The organism is Neobacillus phoenicis (assembly GCF_047302305.1).
Classification (GTDB): Bacteria; Bacillota; Bacilli; order Bacillales; family Cytobacillaceae; genus Neobacillus.
This window is the reverse complement of sequence record NZ_CP154847.1, coordinates 3,802,282-3,818,940: the sequence shown is the minus strand read 5'-3', so window position 1 is coordinate 3,818,940 and position 16,659 is coordinate 3,802,282. Positions and strand designations below refer to the sequence as shown.

General features: G+C 36.9%; 17 protein-coding genes and 1 pseudogene. 10 read left to right on the top strand and 8 right to left on the bottom strand.

Annotation, left to right across the window (positions count from 1 at the left end):
* Positions 1-120: 120 nt before the first annotated feature.
* Together AA0X95_RS19700 and AA0X95_RS19695 are read left to right on the top strand one after the other, a co-directional pair.
* Positions 121-990, top strand: coding sequence for an ABC transporter permease subunit (locus tag AA0X95_RS19700; protein ID WP_413300837.1), 870 nt, complete (start codon positions 121-123; stop codon positions 988-990).
* Entirely contained in the window at positions 987-2,591 is a 1,605-nt protein-coding gene (locus AA0X95_RS19695; RefSeq protein WP_413300835.1) for a DUF4352 domain-containing protein, read from the top strand. Before AA0X95_RS19700 ends, AA0X95_RS19695 begins: the two co-directional genes overlap by 4 nt.
* A gap of 56 nt (positions 2,592-2,647) precedes the next feature.
* Here AA0X95_RS19695 and AA0X95_RS19690 read toward each other — a convergent pair whose 3' ends face one another.
* Positions 2,648-3,220: a cysteine dioxygenase gene (locus AA0X95_RS19690; RefSeq protein WP_413300833.1), complete on the bottom strand. Its 573-nt coding sequence runs from the start codon at positions 3,218-3,220 to the stop codon at positions 2,648-2,650.
* Positions 3,221-3,235: 15 nt separating this feature from the next.
* The gene (locus AA0X95_RS19685) at positions 3,236-4,171 is read right to left on the bottom strand and encodes a DMT family transporter (RefSeq protein WP_413310121.1); all 936 of its coding nucleotides are present in this window, start codon (positions 4,169-4,171) and stop codon (positions 3,236-3,238) included.
* Positions 4,172-4,531: 360 nt separating this feature from the next.
* Here AA0X95_RS19685 and AA0X95_RS19680 point away from each other — a divergent pair, with 360 nt between their 5' ends.
* Positions 4,532-4,771 (top strand): hypothetical protein, encoded by a 240-nt coding sequence (locus tag AA0X95_RS19680; RefSeq protein ID WP_413300831.1) that lies wholly within the window; start codon positions 4,532-4,534, stop codon positions 4,769-4,771.
* A gap of 70 nt (positions 4,772-4,841) precedes the next feature.
* Here the strand turns inward: AA0X95_RS19680 and AA0X95_RS19675 are convergent, their stop codons facing one another.
* Together AA0X95_RS19675 and AA0X95_RS19670 are read right to left on the bottom strand one after the other, a co-directional pair.
* Complete coding sequence (locus AA0X95_RS19675) at positions 4,842-5,141, bottom strand: DUF3243 domain-containing protein (RefSeq protein WP_413300829.1); 300 nt, start codon at positions 5,139-5,141, stop codon at positions 4,842-4,844.
* Positions 5,142-5,251: 110 nt separating this feature from the next.
* Positions 5,252-5,506 carry a hypothetical protein gene (locus AA0X95_RS19670; RefSeq protein WP_413300827.1) on the bottom strand — a complete coding sequence of 85 codons (255 nt, stop codon included), beginning with the start codon at positions 5,504-5,506 and terminating at the stop codon, positions 5,252-5,254.
* A 172-nt stretch (positions 5,507-5,678) separates the two neighbouring features.
* Here AA0X95_RS19670 and AA0X95_RS19665 point away from each other — a divergent pair, with 172 nt between their 5' ends.
* Positions 5,679-6,026 (top strand): hypothetical protein, encoded by a 348-nt coding sequence (locus AA0X95_RS19665; RefSeq protein WP_413300825.1) that lies wholly within the window; start codon positions 5,679-5,681, stop codon positions 6,024-6,026.
* Between the two features lie 46 nt (positions 6,027-6,072).
* Here AA0X95_RS19665 and AA0X95_RS19660 read toward each other — a convergent pair whose 3' ends face one another.
* The gene (locus tag AA0X95_RS19660; RefSeq protein ID WP_413300823.1) at positions 6,073-6,942 is read right to left on the bottom strand and encodes an AraC family transcriptional regulator; all 870 of its coding nucleotides are present in this window, start codon (positions 6,940-6,942) and stop codon (positions 6,073-6,075) included.
* 175 nt (positions 6,943-7,117) lie between these two features.
* Between AA0X95_RS19660 and AA0X95_RS19655 the strand changes: the two genes are divergently transcribed.
* Positions 7,118-8,038, top strand: coding sequence for a phytanoyl-CoA dioxygenase family protein (locus AA0X95_RS19655; protein ID WP_413300821.1), 921 nt, complete (start codon positions 7,118-7,120; stop codon positions 8,036-8,038).
* A gap of 75 nt (positions 8,039-8,113) precedes the next feature.
* On the opposite strand, the gene AA0X95_RS19650 is transcribed toward AA0X95_RS19655, so the two are convergent.
* A complete protein-coding gene (locus AA0X95_RS19650; RefSeq protein WP_413310119.1) occupies positions 8,114-8,560 on the bottom strand; it encodes an NUDIX hydrolase in 447 nt (148 codons plus the stop codon).
* A gap of 96 nt (positions 8,561-8,656) precedes the next feature.
* A pseudogene (locus tag AA0X95_RS19645) lies at positions 8,657-8,884 on the bottom strand (NIPSNAP family protein); the annotation flags it as partial.
* Positions 8,885-9,060: 176 nt separating this feature from the next.
* On the opposite strand from AA0X95_RS19645, the gene AA0X95_RS19640 reads away from it, so the two are divergent.
* Positions 9,061-11,442 carry a polyprenyl synthetase family protein gene (locus AA0X95_RS19640; RefSeq protein ID WP_413300819.1) on the top strand — a complete coding sequence of 794 codons (2,382 nt, stop codon included), beginning with the start codon at positions 9,061-9,063 and terminating at the stop codon, positions 11,440-11,442.
* Positions 11,443-11,946: 504 nt separating this feature from the next.
* Positions 11,947-12,474, top strand: a complete 528-nt coding sequence (gene hpt / locus AA0X95_RS19635) for a hypoxanthine phosphoribosyltransferase (protein WP_413300817.1) — start codon at positions 11,947-11,949, stop codon at positions 12,472-12,474.
* 106 nt (positions 12,475-12,580) lie between these two features.
* Here hpt and AA0X95_RS19630 read toward each other — a convergent pair whose 3' ends face one another.
* Positions 12,581-13,309, bottom strand: a complete 729-nt coding sequence (locus tag AA0X95_RS19630) for a GntR family transcriptional regulator (protein ID WP_413300815.1) — start codon at positions 13,307-13,309, stop codon at positions 12,581-12,583.
* Positions 13,310-13,628: 319 nt separating this feature from the next.
* On the opposite strand from AA0X95_RS19630, the gene AA0X95_RS19625 reads away from it, so the two are divergent.
* Genes AA0X95_RS19625 through AA0X95_RS19615 form a run of 3 tightly spaced genes read left to right on the top strand, consistent with a single transcriptional unit; the run spans position 13,629 to position 16,654 of the window.
* Positions 13,629-13,937, top strand: coding sequence for a PTS sugar transporter subunit IIB (locus AA0X95_RS19625; protein ID WP_413300813.1), 309 nt, complete (start codon positions 13,629-13,631; stop codon positions 13,935-13,937).
* Between the two features lie 5 nt (positions 13,938-13,942).
* Positions 13,943-15,313 (top strand): PTS sugar transporter subunit IIC, encoded by a 1,371-nt coding sequence (locus AA0X95_RS19620; RefSeq protein WP_413300811.1) that lies wholly within the window; start codon positions 13,943-13,945, stop codon positions 15,311-15,313.
* A gap of 27 nt (positions 15,314-15,340) precedes the next feature.
* On the top strand, positions 15,341-16,654 hold the full coding sequence (locus AA0X95_RS19615; RefSeq protein WP_413300809.1) for a 6-phospho-beta-glucosidase: 1,314 nt from the start codon (positions 15,341-15,343) through the stop codon (positions 16,652-16,654).
* Positions 16,655-16,659 lie beyond the last annotated feature (5 nt).

The window sequence follows — 16,659 nt, the reverse complement described above, 5'->3', positions numbered from 1 at the left end:
ATATGAAAAAAGTTCATTTTTTTTACAAAAATGTGAACAAAAATCCAATTCAGTCACGTCTAATTCCTTTAGAGGGTTCGTTATCTATATCGGACAATATAAATGTGAGTGAGGTAAAAAATGAATAAATATTTGGATTTGCCCCTTAGGGTATTTCTCATGGTTTCAGGAATCCTTTTTGTATTTGCATTACCTACTTTAATTGGAATAGGGAAAACACTAACGATTAACCTTGAACTGTTTTGGAAATTTGTTGAGGTTAATATTCAAAAATTGACTCAAATCAACAATCCTCAAGTTAGTGACTTGTTTGAACAAATGCATATGGCTGAAAGCTATCGTTATTCGATGACCATTGTATTTGCTTCCATATTGGTGGTTATCATCGTTGGCATGCTAGGAGCGATTATGGTCCAAATGGCACCCAAAAAAATAGGAAACATGTTTAAGAAAGTGATTGATTTTTTTGAGTCCGTTCCTGATTTGCTCATTATTTTTCTATTTATGTTTTTCGTCATTACTCTCTATAAAACTACTGGACTAAAATTTTTGCAGCTATATGGAATCTTTGGCCACAAGCCCTATTTTGTGCCCATCGTAACAATCGCTTTCCTCCCAACCCTGTTTTTTATGCAATTTCTAATTAAGGCCATAGAGGGGGAAGATTCTAGGGACTATGTTTTATACCTTAAGGCAAAAGGAATTAGGAGAAGTAGGATTGTAATTGTACATATGATTCGTAACATCTTCCCACTTTTAATCATTCAGTTGAGAACAAGCATTTGGATTATTCTCTCCAATCTTTATCTTTTGGAGTTCATGTTTAACATAAATGGTTTCACGAAAACTTTTCCCATCGCAATGGGAATGGGAGAGTTTTTATTACTGGTAATTTGTCTACTACTGTTTACATTGCCTCTTTTGATCATAGAAGCTATAAGCATTTTTGTTCTAACGTTTTTTAAAGGGAAGGAGAGTGTTAGTTTATGAGGAAGTATAAAAAAACAACTATTGGAATAGTACTCCTCCTTCTTCTTTTTCTAGCTAGTTATTTATATCCTCTTTATGGACCAATGGATTTTAATAAGCGAATTTTAGTTTCAGATGAAGAAGGCAATGTTCTTGGAAGAGCTCCGTTTCCACCGTCATTCGAACATATCATGGGAACGGACCGTAACGGGCAGGATATGAACCTGCTTATGTTGTATGGCGCAAAATACACTTTGGTTACCGCACTTGTTGTTGCTTTCTTAAGAGTCCTATTTGGAGGGGCAATGGGTGTTTTCTTATCTATTTATGCTCCTTACTTGAAAAAGTATTTTAAGGATTTTTTCGTTATTTTTAGATATATTCCTACCATATTCTTAGGTATTGTATTAATGTTGCCAGTGCATGGATCGTTTGAAAGTCCCATGTCCTCGGCTGTTACATATCAGATTTTAATGTTAGTCTTCCTTGGGTTCCCGTCGGTTACTATTTTTGCTTCAGAGATTACGGATGAATTGGTTAGAACATCCTTTGTAAAAAGTTCTTATTTGATGGGGGCAAGTAAATTTCATGTGATACGAAGACATTTGATGCCCTATTTTCGCTCTTATGGGGTTTTATTTACCTTCCAGCAGTTATTAAGCGCCCTCCAAATCACGATGCATTTAGGTATTTTTTCGTTTTTTCTTGGCGGTCAGACAATTGGAGGAACGTTTGGGTATGAAGAACCACCGAAGGCAGCTTCTTTAACCAATGAGTGGGCTGGGTTAATTGGCCAGAATTTTCATGACTTTATGAGAGCACCATGGATGATCTTTGCCCCAATTTTAGGATTTTTCGTTGTTATCTTAATTGTGAACATGATGAGAAAAGAATTGGAAGAACAGATGAATGGAACGCTTGTCCTGAATAAGAAAAAGAGAGAGGCATTTATTTCTTCACCCATTCACCCAGAAAAGCATCTTTTTGAATTTGTGAAACAAGAACAACAACCACATGAATTTTCGGAGGTTGTTGGTAAGGAATCGAGGAAAAAGTTCTTAAACCGTAAAGGCTTAATATGGGGGATAGTTGTTATTTTTATATGTGTAGTGACTGTTTATGAACCAGGTGGTAAGGCCAAAATTCCAGAGGCGGCTAGTGCCAAAAAGAAATCTACATCCACTAAGCCAGTTGTTTCCACTTCGCCACTAGCACAAGAAACTTCACCCCCAGTGAAACAGAAACCACATGCAGTAGGGGAAGAAATTAAACTGACAGATTCGACACTAACCGTAACAAAGGTAGAAAAATCAAAAGGAACCCCTGAAGAAAAACCTAAGGCAGGAAATGAATTTTTCATCATTACAATTGAACTGAAAAATACGGGAAAAGAGAAGGTACGGTTTGCACCCCATTTCTTCAATGTTACGGATAGCAAAGGGAACATGTATATGCAGCCATTCTTGATGATTGATATTGACACAACACTTTCATCAGGTGAACTAGATCCTGGCAATAGTGTCACGGGCACACTTGCCTATGAATTGCCAATGACCGAGCAGTTTCAGCTACAATATTTCCCTTATCAGCAAGTGAATGGCCCAATAATTAATTTACAATAGATTTATATAGTAAGTGTCCCTCTACAATAATTGTAGAGGGACCTTTTACCAGATTCTTAATCTTCAATAACAACATCCCTTCTAAGCTGTATCTCTTTCACCCTCTGATATTGCTCATCAGGCCACCATGCTCCGCAATCATCGGATACCACACAGGCCGCACATTTTTGTAAGTCATAGACAATCATTCCGGTGATGGGAGGGGAATATAAATGGAGAGTGACTAAATCAGTATTATGGGAAGCTTGCATTTTATGAATAGCTTTCTTCGATGCATAAAAGTATTTTCCTTGATGGTGGTATTGATGAAACAATTCGGTAGGCAAGCCATTTCCTTTTACCTCATAAACCGAATTAAGCGAAGTACCGGAAAGGACTTGAATCCACCCATGGGAATGGCCGTGATCATGTGGGGCACACTCTAATTGCGACCAGTTCATTACAAGCAATTCAACCTCGTCATTTTTAAAAAGAAGCCTTCGATTGTACGGTTTACCCTTTGATGGTTCTGGTAAGCTAGCAAGTTCATCGATTTTGATATCAAGTTTTAATAAAGCCTCTTTTAATTCGTCCTTTGATGGTTTTTTTAAAGGATCTAAAACATTCTTAATCCTATATGTCATAGTCATGAAGTTCTTCTCCTCCTATAGTCGTTTTTTCTTAAAGAAATTGAACAACATAGGCACCAGATGTCCGTTAACAATAATGACTCCAATAATAATTATGATTCCTCCAGCAACACTTATGAGTAAAATTTTCTCCTGTAAAAGCAATACCGCTGCAATTAAGGTGGTAATTGGCTCTAAATATAAAAACATGGATACCTTCGAAGCTTCCAGCACTTCAAGTGCCTTTCCCCAATACCAATAGGCAATGCCAGAGACAAAAATACCTAGAAACAACAAATGAGCCCATTCCGTATGGGTCAAAAGCGAAAGTGATTCCCATCCTCTGTTCCTAATAATAAAAGGTGTTGTAAGAATTAAGCCTAGTAAACTCATATAAAAAGTCACCAAAAGAGGAGAATAAGGCAGCTTTAAGCTTCTTAATAGCACCGAATATACTGCCCAATTTAGCGTGCTCAGCATCATGAGAAAAAAGCCGATATTCATAGCTATTTGGAAGGAATGCCCGCTTCTTGTCGTCGTAACAAGTAGCACACCAGTAATGGCAAGGACCATCCCTGCAAGCTTAGTGAAATTTATTTTTTCATGTAAAAAGAGAAGTGAAAGAATGACTGTAAAAATAGGTGAAAAAGATATGAGCCATCCAGCTGAAGAAGCGTGAATCGTTAACAAGGCAGTTGCTTGAAGCACCTGATGTACAAATACCCCAAGGATGCCGAGTATCATTAAATGTGGCAAATGTTTTAAAGAAATAAACATCCGGATCCGTAGCACAAGTAACAGGAGCAGCAAAAATAATGCACCAATTCCAAAACGTAAGACAAGTAACGAATAAGGGTCAAGCTTTCCTAATACTGCCTTGGTGGAAACGAATGAAACTCCCCAAAAACTGATTGACATGGTCGCGTACATTGAAGCAGATAACCTGGATTTGCTAGTAGTCACGATGAGCATTCCCTTCAGCAAATGATTGTTATTCAATCTTATGCTTGTCCTGCGAGAAAATGTTTCCTTCAGATGAGGAGCTATCTTCTTTTGTCCTTTTGTTTGATTAAATTAATTTTTTTGGATGAAGGAAACTTTTTTGAATATATAGAATATAATGTAGAAAAAGCGGAGTTGTTCATATGTATATATCTGGAAGAGCCAAGAAGAGAATTATTCTAAATTCCTACCTGTGTAAATGGTTAGGAATTATTAGTGAAGACAATTATCAAGGGATCATAAAGAAGATTCAATCATAATTAAATCCTCAAGAACAATGGACGAGTGGTTTCTCATAGTCTATTGTATCAATTAATGAGGGTGTTCAATATGAGGGAACTCCATCCACAACCAATAATCGGTCAGCCATGGACTGGTAGACATGTTTTATTACTTCATTGTACAACGGATAATCAGTTCATAAATCTTTATAAAAGTTTTCACGCACCAATCGAGCCTCCACGGACCAATTGTGCAGAAACTTTATCGCAATTGCTAAGCATCGGTTATCATATAATGGCCATTACTCCAATCTTACCAAATCATATTCAATATTTGTTGGTGCTTTAATTGTATCGGCATAAAAACAGGCTTGGTTTATTAGCAAACCAAGCCAATCTTTATCTAGAACTCTTTTTTCCTATTTTTTTTGAACTAAACGGACAAGCATATGTGACAGTTTATGCTGCTCTTCCTCTGTACCAACCTTCCATAGCTCTTGTAATAATCTCTCCTCGGAATTCTTTGGTGATTCTTTTGCAGCTAGGTAATCAGCAACTTTTTGTGCAGAGTTGGCTAATTGTTCTTCGTCCATTCCTAGTCTTTCACCTAATTGAACCTTCCCGCTAAGAAATTCCCTGAAATCATCAAAGCTTGTTAAGGAATCTCCGTTTTTGTAAATCTGATTTTCAATTGTTTGCTCGTTTAATTGCTTGTCCATACATATCACTCCTATTTTGGATGTTAAACAGTGGATCAATGTTTCTAACCTATACATTCCCTGTGAACTCCAAAATGAAACCTATTAAACAATTATTAAATCTCATCCAATTAAAAGAAAAAGAAACTGAAAAGCGATACATTTACAAAAGGTACAAAGCAAGGGCATCCAAAAAAACGTGCAGGGCCAAAGAAACCAAATCCATAGCCCTCACTGGAGCTGCGATTACCAAATTCCTCAATTTCTAGTCCATCTTGCTGTATTTTTGTAACTTTACCTACAACCCATTCGCCATTCGCATTGCGAAAACGAACCATTTTTCCAACTAGCTTTAATTGTTGTGCATGCTCATAGGTTAAATCCATCCTGACATTCCCCCCTTTCCAATAGGACCTACTATAAAATATGAAAATAATAGAAAATGGCAAGGGTTATTACACTAGTCTAGATTATTTTAGATAGACATAGAGTGTTAGAAAAACGGTTCAAGACATACACTTTTCATACAGGTCTAGTTTTCAGGGAGGAGAGGAAGAGATGATACACGAGAGGAATAAAGCAATTCTTCTTGCTGAAAATATCAATAGCTTTATAAAGTTTATTAAGCAGAAACATGAAAATAAAAATAATTTCAGCGTGCAAGGTGATAAATTGTATCAAATCAAGCTTCTAACAGAGGAGTATAAGTTTCAAATTATTGCGGATGAACTAATTAGAATCAATCAGTTCGACTGGGACGGGAAGTACACCTATTACTTGCTTAACCAGTTTCGTCAAGGGATGAGCATTATCGATGAATACGTACAAAATAACTACGATGATTTATTCCTTATTACGGCAAGAATTTATACATTAAAAAATCTAAGCTTTTCCTTTAATAAATGAAAGAGGAGAACTATTTTGATTAATGGTTCTCCTCTTTTTATTAGTATTAATTATTGTGATAAAATAGATTTTTTTTATGGCTTTCCTTAAATTGTTTAGGTGTTTCACCAGTGGTTTTTTTAAATAATAGTGTAAAGTAGTTTGGGTTGTCGTAACCAAGAATTCTAGCTATTTCTCCGATTTTTAACTCCGTAGATACCAATAAGTTCTTTGCTTCTCCCATTCTCCGATTAATTAAGTAATTAATTGGGGAAATTTGCATTTGTTCCTTGAAAACATGAGATAGGTAATATTTATTGATAAATAATTCATCGGCAATGTCTTCAAGCTTTATATTTTTTTTATAATTCTTATCTATAAATTCTTTTATGCGGTGGGCAAGTGTTTTGGATTCTTTTGTTTCATTTTTATTATTTTGTAAAGTAATAGATCTGTGAATTAAAGCGATGGATGAGATTAATAGGCCTTGGCAAATAATTTCATAGCCTGCTGCTTGCAAGGACGATTCTTCAAATATTTGTGATAAATAGGTACCGATTTGCTTTGAATATTCATTTTTACGGATCACTGGTTCCACATTTGAAGGGATAATTTCAAGTTTTTTCAACTGATCAATATCAAGGTTTGATATGCCGCAAAAAAAGGTCTTGAGCGGGTTTGTTGGATTCGAGTATTCTTCATGAATGATCCGTGAATTGTAGATGAGAATATCTCCTTCTCTTGCAGTATAACTTTTATTATTAATAATAAAGGTTCCTTCTCCCTCGCAAATATAAATAATTTCACTTAAATCATCATGTTTATGACTCGGAAAATTCCAATTCGGATTTCCTCCAACCTGCCCGGAATATACAAGGACTGGAGGTTTGTTAATTTTTAATGGATTATTGACATATACCTCGTTGAAACTTTTCATTATATTTCCTCCACCTGACTTAATTAAATTAATTATACAACAGCAAGATAGTGTAGTTTTATTTTAACTTCAGCACGATAGTTAATTGTATTAACACTATAGTGATAGTAATATTCTAACTAATCAGATAACCTACCCTTAAAAAAGAGGGAAAGGAATAAAGGAGGAGCTTTATATGAAAACGGAAAAGCTAAATAACATTCTTGAAATTGAGATTCCATTAAATGAACGCAAAAATAACGAACCATTAAGAGTATTAAGTGAAGAAGATTGGAAGTTCTGGAAGGAAAACGGTTATGTCATTGTTCGTAACGCCATACCGCAAGACCATATTGATCGTTTAGTAAAGTTAATTTGGGAATTTGAAGAAAAGGACCCTAATGATTCCTCCACATGGTACACAGCTCCCCGCCGTGAAATGGCAATGAAAGAGCTGATGAACACTGGTATGGTTGAATTATATAATCATCAGTATTTATGGGATAACCGTATGTATGAGAAGATCTACAATGCTTTTGTAGATATTTGGGGCACTGAAAAGCTATGGGTAAGTATTGACCGCTGTAATTTGAACCTACCAATGAAACCAGGCCATGAATATAAAGGGTTCATTCATTGGGATGTAGATACTTCCTTAAATCCAATCCCGGTTAATGTACAAGGGGTCCTATCCCTGGTCGATACGGATGTAGATATGGGCGGATTCCAGTGTATTCCTGAACTTTATAGCACTTTTGATGATTGGGTAAAAACACAGCCTGCCGATAGAGATCCTTTTAAGCCAGACACCACAGGATTTACTCCAACAAAAGTGGTGACAAAAGCTGGAGATTTACTCATCTTTAATAGTATGCAGCCTCATGGTATTCGCCCTAATTATTCTGAAAAGGCACGATTGGCACAATATATATCTATGTTTCCAGCACAAGAAAATAATGAGGGCTTAAGAGAAACAAGAGTTCAATCTTGGAGTGAAAGAATCAAGCCAGAAGGATTCGCATTCCCTGGAGATCCACGCAATTGGGAACAAGTCAAATATGATCGAGCAGCACTTAGTGAATTAGGAGAGAAACTACTGGGTTTGAGAAAATGGTAAATTAACGATTAATATTATTGAAAAAGAAGAGTCATGTGCTACACAGTGGCTCTTCTTTTATAATTGATAGAGAAACTAATATTTTTGTTTAGCAGTTCCTTCTAACCTCTTCATTAGTTCATAGGGACGAACCTTAAACGCTTCAAATGGTATGGAGTGCCCCTTCATGGCATCTAGGACTCTTGGAATAAACTTTCCTCGTTTTATATATTGATGAACATTGGATGAATCAAGATTCACAAAGCGAACATCTTGTGTTTCTTCTGATGTTTGTAAAACTCCTCCTGTACTTTTACCATGGAAAACGATGGAAACCGTGCTGCCATTTGAATAAACCCCGGTGACGCCAAGTAACTTAACCGTGATTCCAGTTTCTTCGAAAATTTCTCTACATAGTGCAAGATCTAATGTTTCTCCACTATCAACTCCGCCACCAGGAAGTTCCCAGGTATCTGCTCGCCAAAAGGTCTTAACCAGTAATGTTTCTTCCTTTTCATTTGTAATATATCCGCTTACAGTCACAGTTTGTTTTGGGGCTTGGTGGCCCTCAGTTGAAGTTAAAGTATCTTGATGAAAGTCTAAATAAAGCTGTCCTAATTTTAATAGTTGGTCGTGTGTTTGTTGATAAAGTACATCTTTTTTGACTCTCTTTTGAATGTTCAAATAGTCAACGTAGCTTGGATATTGCCATATGACTAAAACCTCATTCTCCACCTCTGTATTCCAACAGCCTACAAGAATTGCCCCGTTTTTTAGCTGATTAGCCTTTAAGAAATTATCAAAGAAATGGTTAAACTCAAGTTTCCTTCCAGGAGTAATCGTATAAAGTTCTCTTTTGAAGTACATGATGACCCTACTTTCTATTGGCTCATTTTGTCAAATCTAGTAAAATAGTAGTAGAAGTGAAAATGTAGGTAATAAAGTTGTTAGCGATCGATTATACATAATAATATTTTGTTAGTGATAAAAAAATGCATGTTCATTGATGTCCTGTATCTGACACTATTAAGTAGAGGTAATGTATGAATAGTATTAATGTGAAAAACACAAAGAATGTCGATGAATGCTATCAACAGGCGGAGCAAAGAGCGGCTCACTATTTTCAGACGCTTTATGACAAGGTAATTAAAAGATCCTATATACCAACCTTAACGAATGATTTTCAAGTGTGGAAACAGAACCATGTGAGACATCCATTGTTATCGTTATTGGGAACTCGAAAAAATAAACCCAATACCAAAGATTATTCCAATTATATTCGCTGGATGGATGTAACAGGGAAATTAGATTCGTATCTACACCGAAGTATTTCTTATATTTATATGAGGGATTTAGGGAAATCTCTCCAATCACCAGACACACAGAATAGAATCCGACATGTCGTAGACAGTTTGAAGGAGCATCTAACAGGCTCTGATCAAGGAAACAAATCGGAATTAATCAGCATGGCAGGATTGTACAGGTGGGCACAGAAGGAAGGAATTGAATCTACTTTCATCTGGCTGATGGACAAACTAAAGACTGTAGCCTCCAATATTCCGGAGGGGATGGACGCGGAACATGCCCAGCGAAAGCTAATCAAAATCATTGCTGGAGTATTGATGCACGTGATAGAAGAGCTGGACAATACCCTATCACCAATTGAACGTACGGCGAAACTAAATGAAGCGATTAGACTCGGATACTCTTATGGTTTGACCTATCCTTTTATTGATGATCTTCTAGATTCTAATGTCTTGTCTACTCAGGAGAAACAACAATATACAGGTTTGATACGGACCACACTTATCACAGGATTTGTTCCAGAATTGGGTAGTTGGAGCGGTGATAACTTGAAACTAATTCAATTTATCCATGCTGAACTCCAAGAGGCCTATGAGTATATTAAAGCTTATCAGCATTCTGAAACATTGAACATATTCTTTGAACAATCCTATGTGTTTTTTCACTCACAGGAAGTGGATCGAAAAAAAGATCTGTCTAATCCTAGCTACACAAATGAAGACATATATATACCAGTTATTTTAAAATCCTCTTCATCCCGCTTAATTGTTCGATCAGTCATCAGTGCTTCTGAAGATGAAGGTTTTGACAACAGAGCTTTCTTTTATGGTATTTACAACCAATTGGCAGATGATTTTGCCGATATGTTTGATGACATGAAGGAAGGGGCAGTAACTCCGTATACCTATTATTTGACTTATCATGAGTTGCGACCAGATTTAATAAATCCGTTTGAGTTATACTGGGCGGTGATTAGCCATTTAATCCATAACGTATATGACTCGGATTTACTGACCTGTGAGGTCATTCTCGATCGAGCAATTAATGGACTCAAACGATTCAAAGCAAGAATAGGGATGGAAAAATATTCTGAAGTGATGAAATTATTTGCTTCTGCAAGTCCAGAATTCAATCGTGTCATCCAAACGATGGTTCGAAGAGCGGATGATGTAGATTTCTTTGATAAACTTCTTCGTGATCAGATTATTACCACCATTAAGAACCAACTGAAAGAACAGGATGAATTTATAGATATTGTTGAAACAGTTCGAAATCAGATCAATGGCATCTTGAAAATCCAAAAACCCGATAATTCCTCCCATATTAATGAAACAATCGTTGATGCAGCAAATTATAGTCTCGAAGGAGATGGAAAGCGACTGAGGCCCATTATGACCTGGGTCATGGGGGTTAACGAGTATGGATTAGATCAGTCTGCCATTGTACCATTACTGAGATCGCTGGAATACATGCACACCGCATCACTAATTTTTGATGATTTACCATCGCAGGACAATGCTTCTCTCCGTAGAGGGCGTGCAACTCTCCATCAACAATATAATATTGCTACAGCGGAATTAACTGGCCTTTTTTTGACTCAAAAGGCGATTGAGGAACAAGCATCTCTTGATCAGTTTGATTCGAAAACAGTGCTTAAATTAATTCAATATTCGACTCAAGTAACGGAAGTCATGTGTAAGGGACAGGCGATGGATCTTGGTTCTAAAGGAAAGGAACTAACACTCGAACAATTGAATAAAATGTGCTTTTATAAAACGGGAATTGCCTTCGAAGCATCTTTAATTATGCCTGCTATTCTTGCACAAGCAAATGATTTTGAAATGGAAACTCTGAAGCAATTTGCTTATCATGCCGGGATTGCTTTTCAGATTAAGGATGACCTGCTTGATGTTGAGGGGGATACCACCTTACTCGGAAAATCTGTCGGAATAGATGCTGATAATAACAGTTCAACGTTTGTATCGATTCTCGGGCAGGAAGGTGCTAGAAAAGAGATGTGGCAGCATTACTGTCTCGCCATAGAAGCTTTGAATATGGTACCACGCAAAACAACTTTTCTAAAGCATTTATTGAACTATATTGTTAACCGTGATCATTAAAAAAACGATTAGCCTTGGAATTTGCCAAGGCTTTTTTGTATGTCGCAGATTATGTAGAAAAATGGAAATGAAAAAGAGGTTAGAACTATCAAATAAATGGGAAGAAGATTAATATAACAAGAAATCAAATGATTTTTAGAAAGTGTGAAAGGGGCGGTAACTAGTTGGTGGAACCAGTGCCCGTGAAGGCGGATAAAGCGAGAATGAGGTAACTTGTCAAAGCGACAAGTGCCACAAAACAGAAAAAACTATAAACTTCCCTGAACTACTAATATGGATGAATAATGTGTATTAGAAAGCAAGAATAATAAATGGAGGGATATCAATTGAGAATCGATAAATCTGAATGGCTCTCACTTAGTAAAGAAGTAAAAGTGAAATTGATCCGTTTAGCTATTTTGGAGAATTCAATTAAATATCTCACTATTACATAGATGCTAAATGACAACAAATTGTATAGAATAGAGTCATTGTGGATTCTTTACAAGATTGAAAGGTGAGATTATGGGATACGAAATCGATAGTATTTTAATATCAGAAGAACAACTGAAGCAAAAAGTGAAAGAATTGGGCGCTACCATGATGCAGGATTTCCAAGATGAATCAATTGTGTTCATTGTTGTATTAAAAGGTGCATTTGTATTTGCTGGAGATTTAATTAGAGAGCTGAAAGGAAAAGTGACCGTTGATTTCGTGGCGGCTTCAAGTTACGGAAATCAAACGGAGACTACGGGAAAAGTTCGCTTGTTAAAAGATATAGATGTGAACATAACAGGAAAAAATGTAGTGCTTGTCGAGGATATTATTGATTCTGGGCTAACATTAAGTTTTTTAAAAGAGCATTTCCAGCTTCATAAACCGAAATCCATGAAGATCTGTACCTTACTTGATAAACCTGAGCGCCGAAAAGTCGATTTAAAAGCAGATTATGTAGGGTTTGTTATTCCTGATAAATTTGTTATCGGATATGGAATTGACTTTGCAGAGCATTATCGAAACCTGCCACACATTGCAACTGTAAAAAAAGTTTAAGACCTGCTGCGGCAGGTTTTTTTCTTTCTGAGTGTTGGAGTGTTGGCTCATGGGGGCTGAACCCTTTGAGCCAACATCCTCTATTGGAGTCGAATATTTTTAAAACCTAGTAATTTCTTTCAATGACAAAGTGGGCCAAATCTCCGCGATAAATGGTACGTGAGTATTCAATGATTGACTCATCATGAAGATGAGCTAGAGTATCAAGTGAAAAGCAGGGGTCTCCAACCTCGATGTTCAGCTTTTCTGCAGCCTCCTGATCAGCTATAAATAATTCTAAAGTTTCAATCGTCCTATTTATTTTTAACCTAAATTGAGTTTCTAATTGGCTATATAAAGACTTTTCACAGCCTTGTTTATTAAGTGCAGGTGTTTTATACCACGGCAAATAAGCTGTCTCAAACTGAATCGGTTCATCATTAACAAAACGGATTCTCTCAAGCATATTCACAGGCTCGCCCTCTTGGAGTTTTAATTGCTCGCATAAAAACTCGTCTGCAGGAATCACTTCCAATTTGATTACTTTGATTAAAGGCTTCTTTCCCTGCATGGAAATTTGACTTGAAAAGTGATCGACAGTCGTGGTTAATATTTGTTTTACTTTGTTAGCAGACACAAAGGTTCCACTTCCTCGTTTACGATAAACATACCCTTCCGTTGTTAATTGTTGTAAAGCAGTTCTGACAGTGGTTCTGCTAACGCTATATTTTTCACAAAATTCAGCCTCAGTCGGCAGTTGTGAGTTCGGTTTATATTCTCCATCATTAATTAATTGAATGATTGCATCTTTTACCTTAAGGTGCAGAGCACTTCCATCTCTCGCTTCTTCTACCATATTGGTATTCCCCCTCATTATTTATAGATTACCAAAAAATAGATAATATTTGTACCCTGAAAAATACAATTTTTATAATTTGTTATTACAAATTACAAAAATAATAACAAATTAATAAAAATTGTATTGTAAATATTCTGAATTGTCATTACAATAAGTGTAACAATCTTTGTACTATACATCGTAATAGGATCCATGCTTACTTCTATAGAAAGGAGGAAAGACAATCCTAGGCCTACAATCCAGAGGAAGTATCAAGATGGATATTGAATTCTTTTTCCGTTTTATTTTGAAATCGCTTTCTTTTTAGGGGGTATTTATGAAAATCTTATTATGCTGTTCCGCAGGTATGTCTACAAGTCTATTGGTTTCTAAAATGGAAGCTAGTGCAAAATCACAAGAGATTGATTGTGAAATTTGGGCAGTAGGATCAACGGAGATATATAACGAGATTAACAAAGCAGACGTCCTGCTGCTTGGTCCGCAAGTACGATATTTACTAACACAGCTAAAAAAAGAAGGAGAAAAGCATGGTGTGCCGGTAGATACTATTAATCCTAGACATTATGGTCTATGCAACGGAGAGGAAGTATTAAGGCAGGCAATTAATTTAATAAAAGGGGAGTAGGAAACATGATGAATTTTATCGATAAATTTATTATGCCTTTCGCAAATAAGCTTGGTAACAACAGGCATCTTCTTGCTATTCGTGATGCTTTAGTCGGCATGATTGCCATCACGATGATTGGTTCGTTAGCTGTGCTTTTAAATAACTTAGGTTCCGTACCCGGTATCGGAAAATATTATGAAAAACTCATGGTCTCCATTTTCGGTGAGACATGGAAAACGTTAGGTGGAGATATCTGGTGGGGAACGCTTGCCTTCATGACGATATTTGCTGTTTTCGGAATTGCTCATAAGCTGGCTAAGTCTTACGGAGATGATGGTTTTGAAGCAATGTTGGTTGCGGGTGCTTCCTTTTTTGTACTGATACCACAAGTGGCTAATGTCTCGATTACTCCTGAAGGTGGAGAGGCCGTTTCAGGTGGGGTGTGGGGTTTTATTGGCTGGAATTATTTCAATGCGACCGCGCTATTTACCGGTATCATTGTTGCAATTGTAGCCACTGAAATTTTTGTTCGTTTAGCAAAAATAAAGTATCTAGTCATTAAATTGCCTGATGGAGTTCCACCAGCGGTTGCTCGTTCATTTGCCAAGCTGCTTCCGGGGATGGCAACCATTTTTACTGTTGGATTATTTGGACTTATTTTACGTAAATTTATTAGTGATGGAGCTTATTTAAACGACTGGATCAATAAAGTTCTTGTATCCCCGCTTACTGGGGCGGTCGATTCAATGTGGTTTGCTATTTTAATAGTATCCCTGGTACATGGTTTTTGGATTCTTGGTCTTCACGGGCCTAATATACTTGGAGGAATTACCACTCCATTAATGACGAAACTAGGTCAAGAAAATGTAAATATGTATGCACAAGGTGTTCATGATTTAAGCAAATACCATATCCTATCTGGTTCTTTCTTAGATGCATTTGTGTATCTTGGTGGGTCTGGTGCCACTTTAGGTTTAATAGTAGCAATGATTATCGCAGGGCGAAAACGTAATAAACAGCTCATTGCGTTAGGGACTCCCCCAGGGATTTTCCAAATTAATGAACCTATTCTTTTTGGATTGCCGATTGTATTGAATCCAATTTGGTTCATTCCATTTATACTGGGACCAATCATCATGACAATTGTAGCGTATACATCAATAAGCTTAGGTTTAGTACATCCAGTCGTTGCTGATATTCCTTGGGTGACCCCTGCAATCGTTGGAGGTTTACTTGCAACTGGTGGGCATATTTCTGGTGCAATATTAGCGGCAGTGAATTTATGTATTTCTATCGTTATTTACCTTCCTTTTGTCATTGCTCAAGGACGAATGGATGCGAGGAGAGAAATGGGTGAGGTATCATCCAAACCTACTGATACGCTAAATGTCTAAATGAAATTTCAATCAGAGGTGTAAAAAATGAATGATGGTTTAAAGATCGTTACCATAGGTGGTGGCTCGAGCTATACCCCTGAGTTAATAGAAGGATTTATCAAATATTATCACGAATTACCCGTGCGTGAATTATGGTTGGTGGACGTAGAAGAAGGAAGAGAAAAGCTTGAAATAGTGGGTAACCTCGCAAAAAGAATGGTGGAAAAAGCAGGGGTACCTCTAAAAATATATTTAACCTTAGACCGAAAAGAAGCATTAAAATCTGCGGATTTCGTAACCACTCAATTTCGTGTGGGTCTGCTGGACGCACGTAAAAAGGATGAGAGTATCCCGTTAAAGCATGGTGTATTAGGGCAGGAGACGAATGGGCCAGGCGGTTTATTTAAAGCACTTCGAACCATACCTGTTATTCTAGATATTTGCCGGGAAATGGAGGAACTTTGTCCGAATGCATGGCTTATTAACTTTACCAATCCAGCTGGTATGATTACGGAGGCAGTACTGCGTTACAGCAATATTAATAGAGTAGTAGGATTGTGTAATGTACCTATTGGAATGGAAATGGGCGTGGCAAAATTATTAGGAGTGGAACATAGCAGAGTCAGAATTGATTTTGCTGGATTAAACCACATGGTGTACGGATTAGATGTGTTTGTTGATGGGGAATCCGTTAAGGATCAAGTGATTTCATTGATAAATGACCCTGAAAAAAATATAACCATGCAAAATATTCATTCGTTGGGCTGGGAGCCTGAGTTTTTGAAGGCGTTAGATGTTTTTCCGTGCCCTTATCACAACTACTATTATAAATCTGGAGATATGCTGGAAAAAGAATTGAAAAATTATAGAGAAGGCACCATTCGGGCAGAGGTTGTCAAAAAGCTGGAAGAAGAGCTGTTTGAGTTATATAAAAACCCACAGTTAGCTATTAAGCCGCCCCAATTAGAGAAAAGAGGTGGTGCCTATTATAGTGATGCAGCTGTAAGGTTAATCCACTCGATGTATACAGATAAACGCGACATACAGGCTGTTAATACATTAAACAAGGGTGCTATTACAAGTCTCCCATATGATTCTGCTGTAGAACTCAGTTGTATGATAACAAAGGATGGACCGAAGCCAATTGCAGTGGGGGAATTACCAATTCAAATCCGCGGACTTGTTCAACAAATGAAATCCTTTGAAAGGGTAGCCATTGAAGCGGCCATTAGTGGGGATTATGATAAAGCATTACTTGCACTGACAATTAATCCTCTCGTACCAAGCGACCGTGTGGCAAAAGTCATTTTAGATGAAATGCTTGTGGCCCATAAGGACTACCTACAGCAGTTTCATTAATAATC

What these genes read in the sequence shown, in the direction of transcription:
- AA0X95_RS19700 (WP_413300837.1), top strand. Translation starts at nt 121, where the DNA reads ATGAATAAATATTTGGATTTGCCCCTTAGGGTATTTCTCATGGTTTCA.
- AA0X95_RS19695 (WP_413300835.1), top strand. Translation starts at nt 987, where the DNA reads ATGAGGAAGTATAAAAAAACAACTATTGGAATAGTACTCCTCCTTCTT.
- AA0X95_RS19690 (WP_413300833.1), bottom strand. Translation starts at nt 3,220, where the DNA reads ATGACTATGACATATAGGATTAAGAATGTTTTAGATCCTTTAAAAAAA.
- AA0X95_RS19685 (WP_413310121.1), bottom strand. Translation starts at nt 4,171, where the DNA reads ATGCTCATCGTGACTACTAGCAAATCCAGGTTATCTGCTTCAATGTAC.
- AA0X95_RS19680 (WP_413300831.1), top strand. Translation starts at nt 4,532, where the DNA reads ATGAGGGAACTCCATCCACAACCAATAATCGGTCAGCCATGGACTGGT.
- AA0X95_RS19675 (WP_413300829.1), bottom strand. Translation starts at nt 5,141, where the DNA reads ATGGACAAGCAATTAAACGAGCAAACAATTGAAAATCAGATTTACAAA.
- AA0X95_RS19670 (WP_413300827.1), bottom strand. Translation starts at nt 5,506, where the DNA reads ATGGATTTAACCTATGAGCATGCACAACAATTAAAGCTAGTTGGAAAA.
- AA0X95_RS19665 (WP_413300825.1), top strand. Translation starts at nt 5,679, where the DNA reads ATGATACACGAGAGGAATAAAGCAATTCTTCTTGCTGAAAATATCAAT.
- AA0X95_RS19660 (WP_413300823.1), bottom strand. Translation starts at nt 6,942, where the DNA reads ATGAAAAGTTTCAACGAGGTATATGTCAATAATCCATTAAAAATTAAC.
- AA0X95_RS19655 (WP_413300821.1), top strand. Translation starts at nt 7,118, where the DNA reads ATGAAAACGGAAAAGCTAAATAACATTCTTGAAATTGAGATTCCATTA.
- AA0X95_RS19640 (WP_413300819.1), top strand. Translation starts at nt 9,061, where the DNA reads ATGAATAGTATTAATGTGAAAAACACAAAGAATGTCGATGAATGCTAT.
- hpt (WP_413300817.1), top strand. Translation starts at nt 11,947, where the DNA reads ATGGGATACGAAATCGATAGTATTTTAATATCAGAAGAACAACTGAAG.
- AA0X95_RS19630 (WP_413300815.1), bottom strand. Translation starts at nt 13,309, where the DNA reads ATGGTAGAAGAAGCGAGAGATGGAAGTGCTCTGCACCTTAAGGTAAAA.
- AA0X95_RS19625 (WP_413300813.1), top strand. Translation starts at nt 13,629, where the DNA reads ATGAAAATCTTATTATGCTGTTCCGCAGGTATGTCTACAAGTCTATTG.
- AA0X95_RS19620 (WP_413300811.1), top strand. Translation starts at nt 13,943, where the DNA reads ATGATGAATTTTATCGATAAATTTATTATGCCTTTCGCAAATAAGCTT.
- AA0X95_RS19615 (WP_413300809.1), top strand. Translation starts at nt 15,341, where the DNA reads ATGAATGATGGTTTAAAGATCGTTACCATAGGTGGTGGCTCGAGCTAT.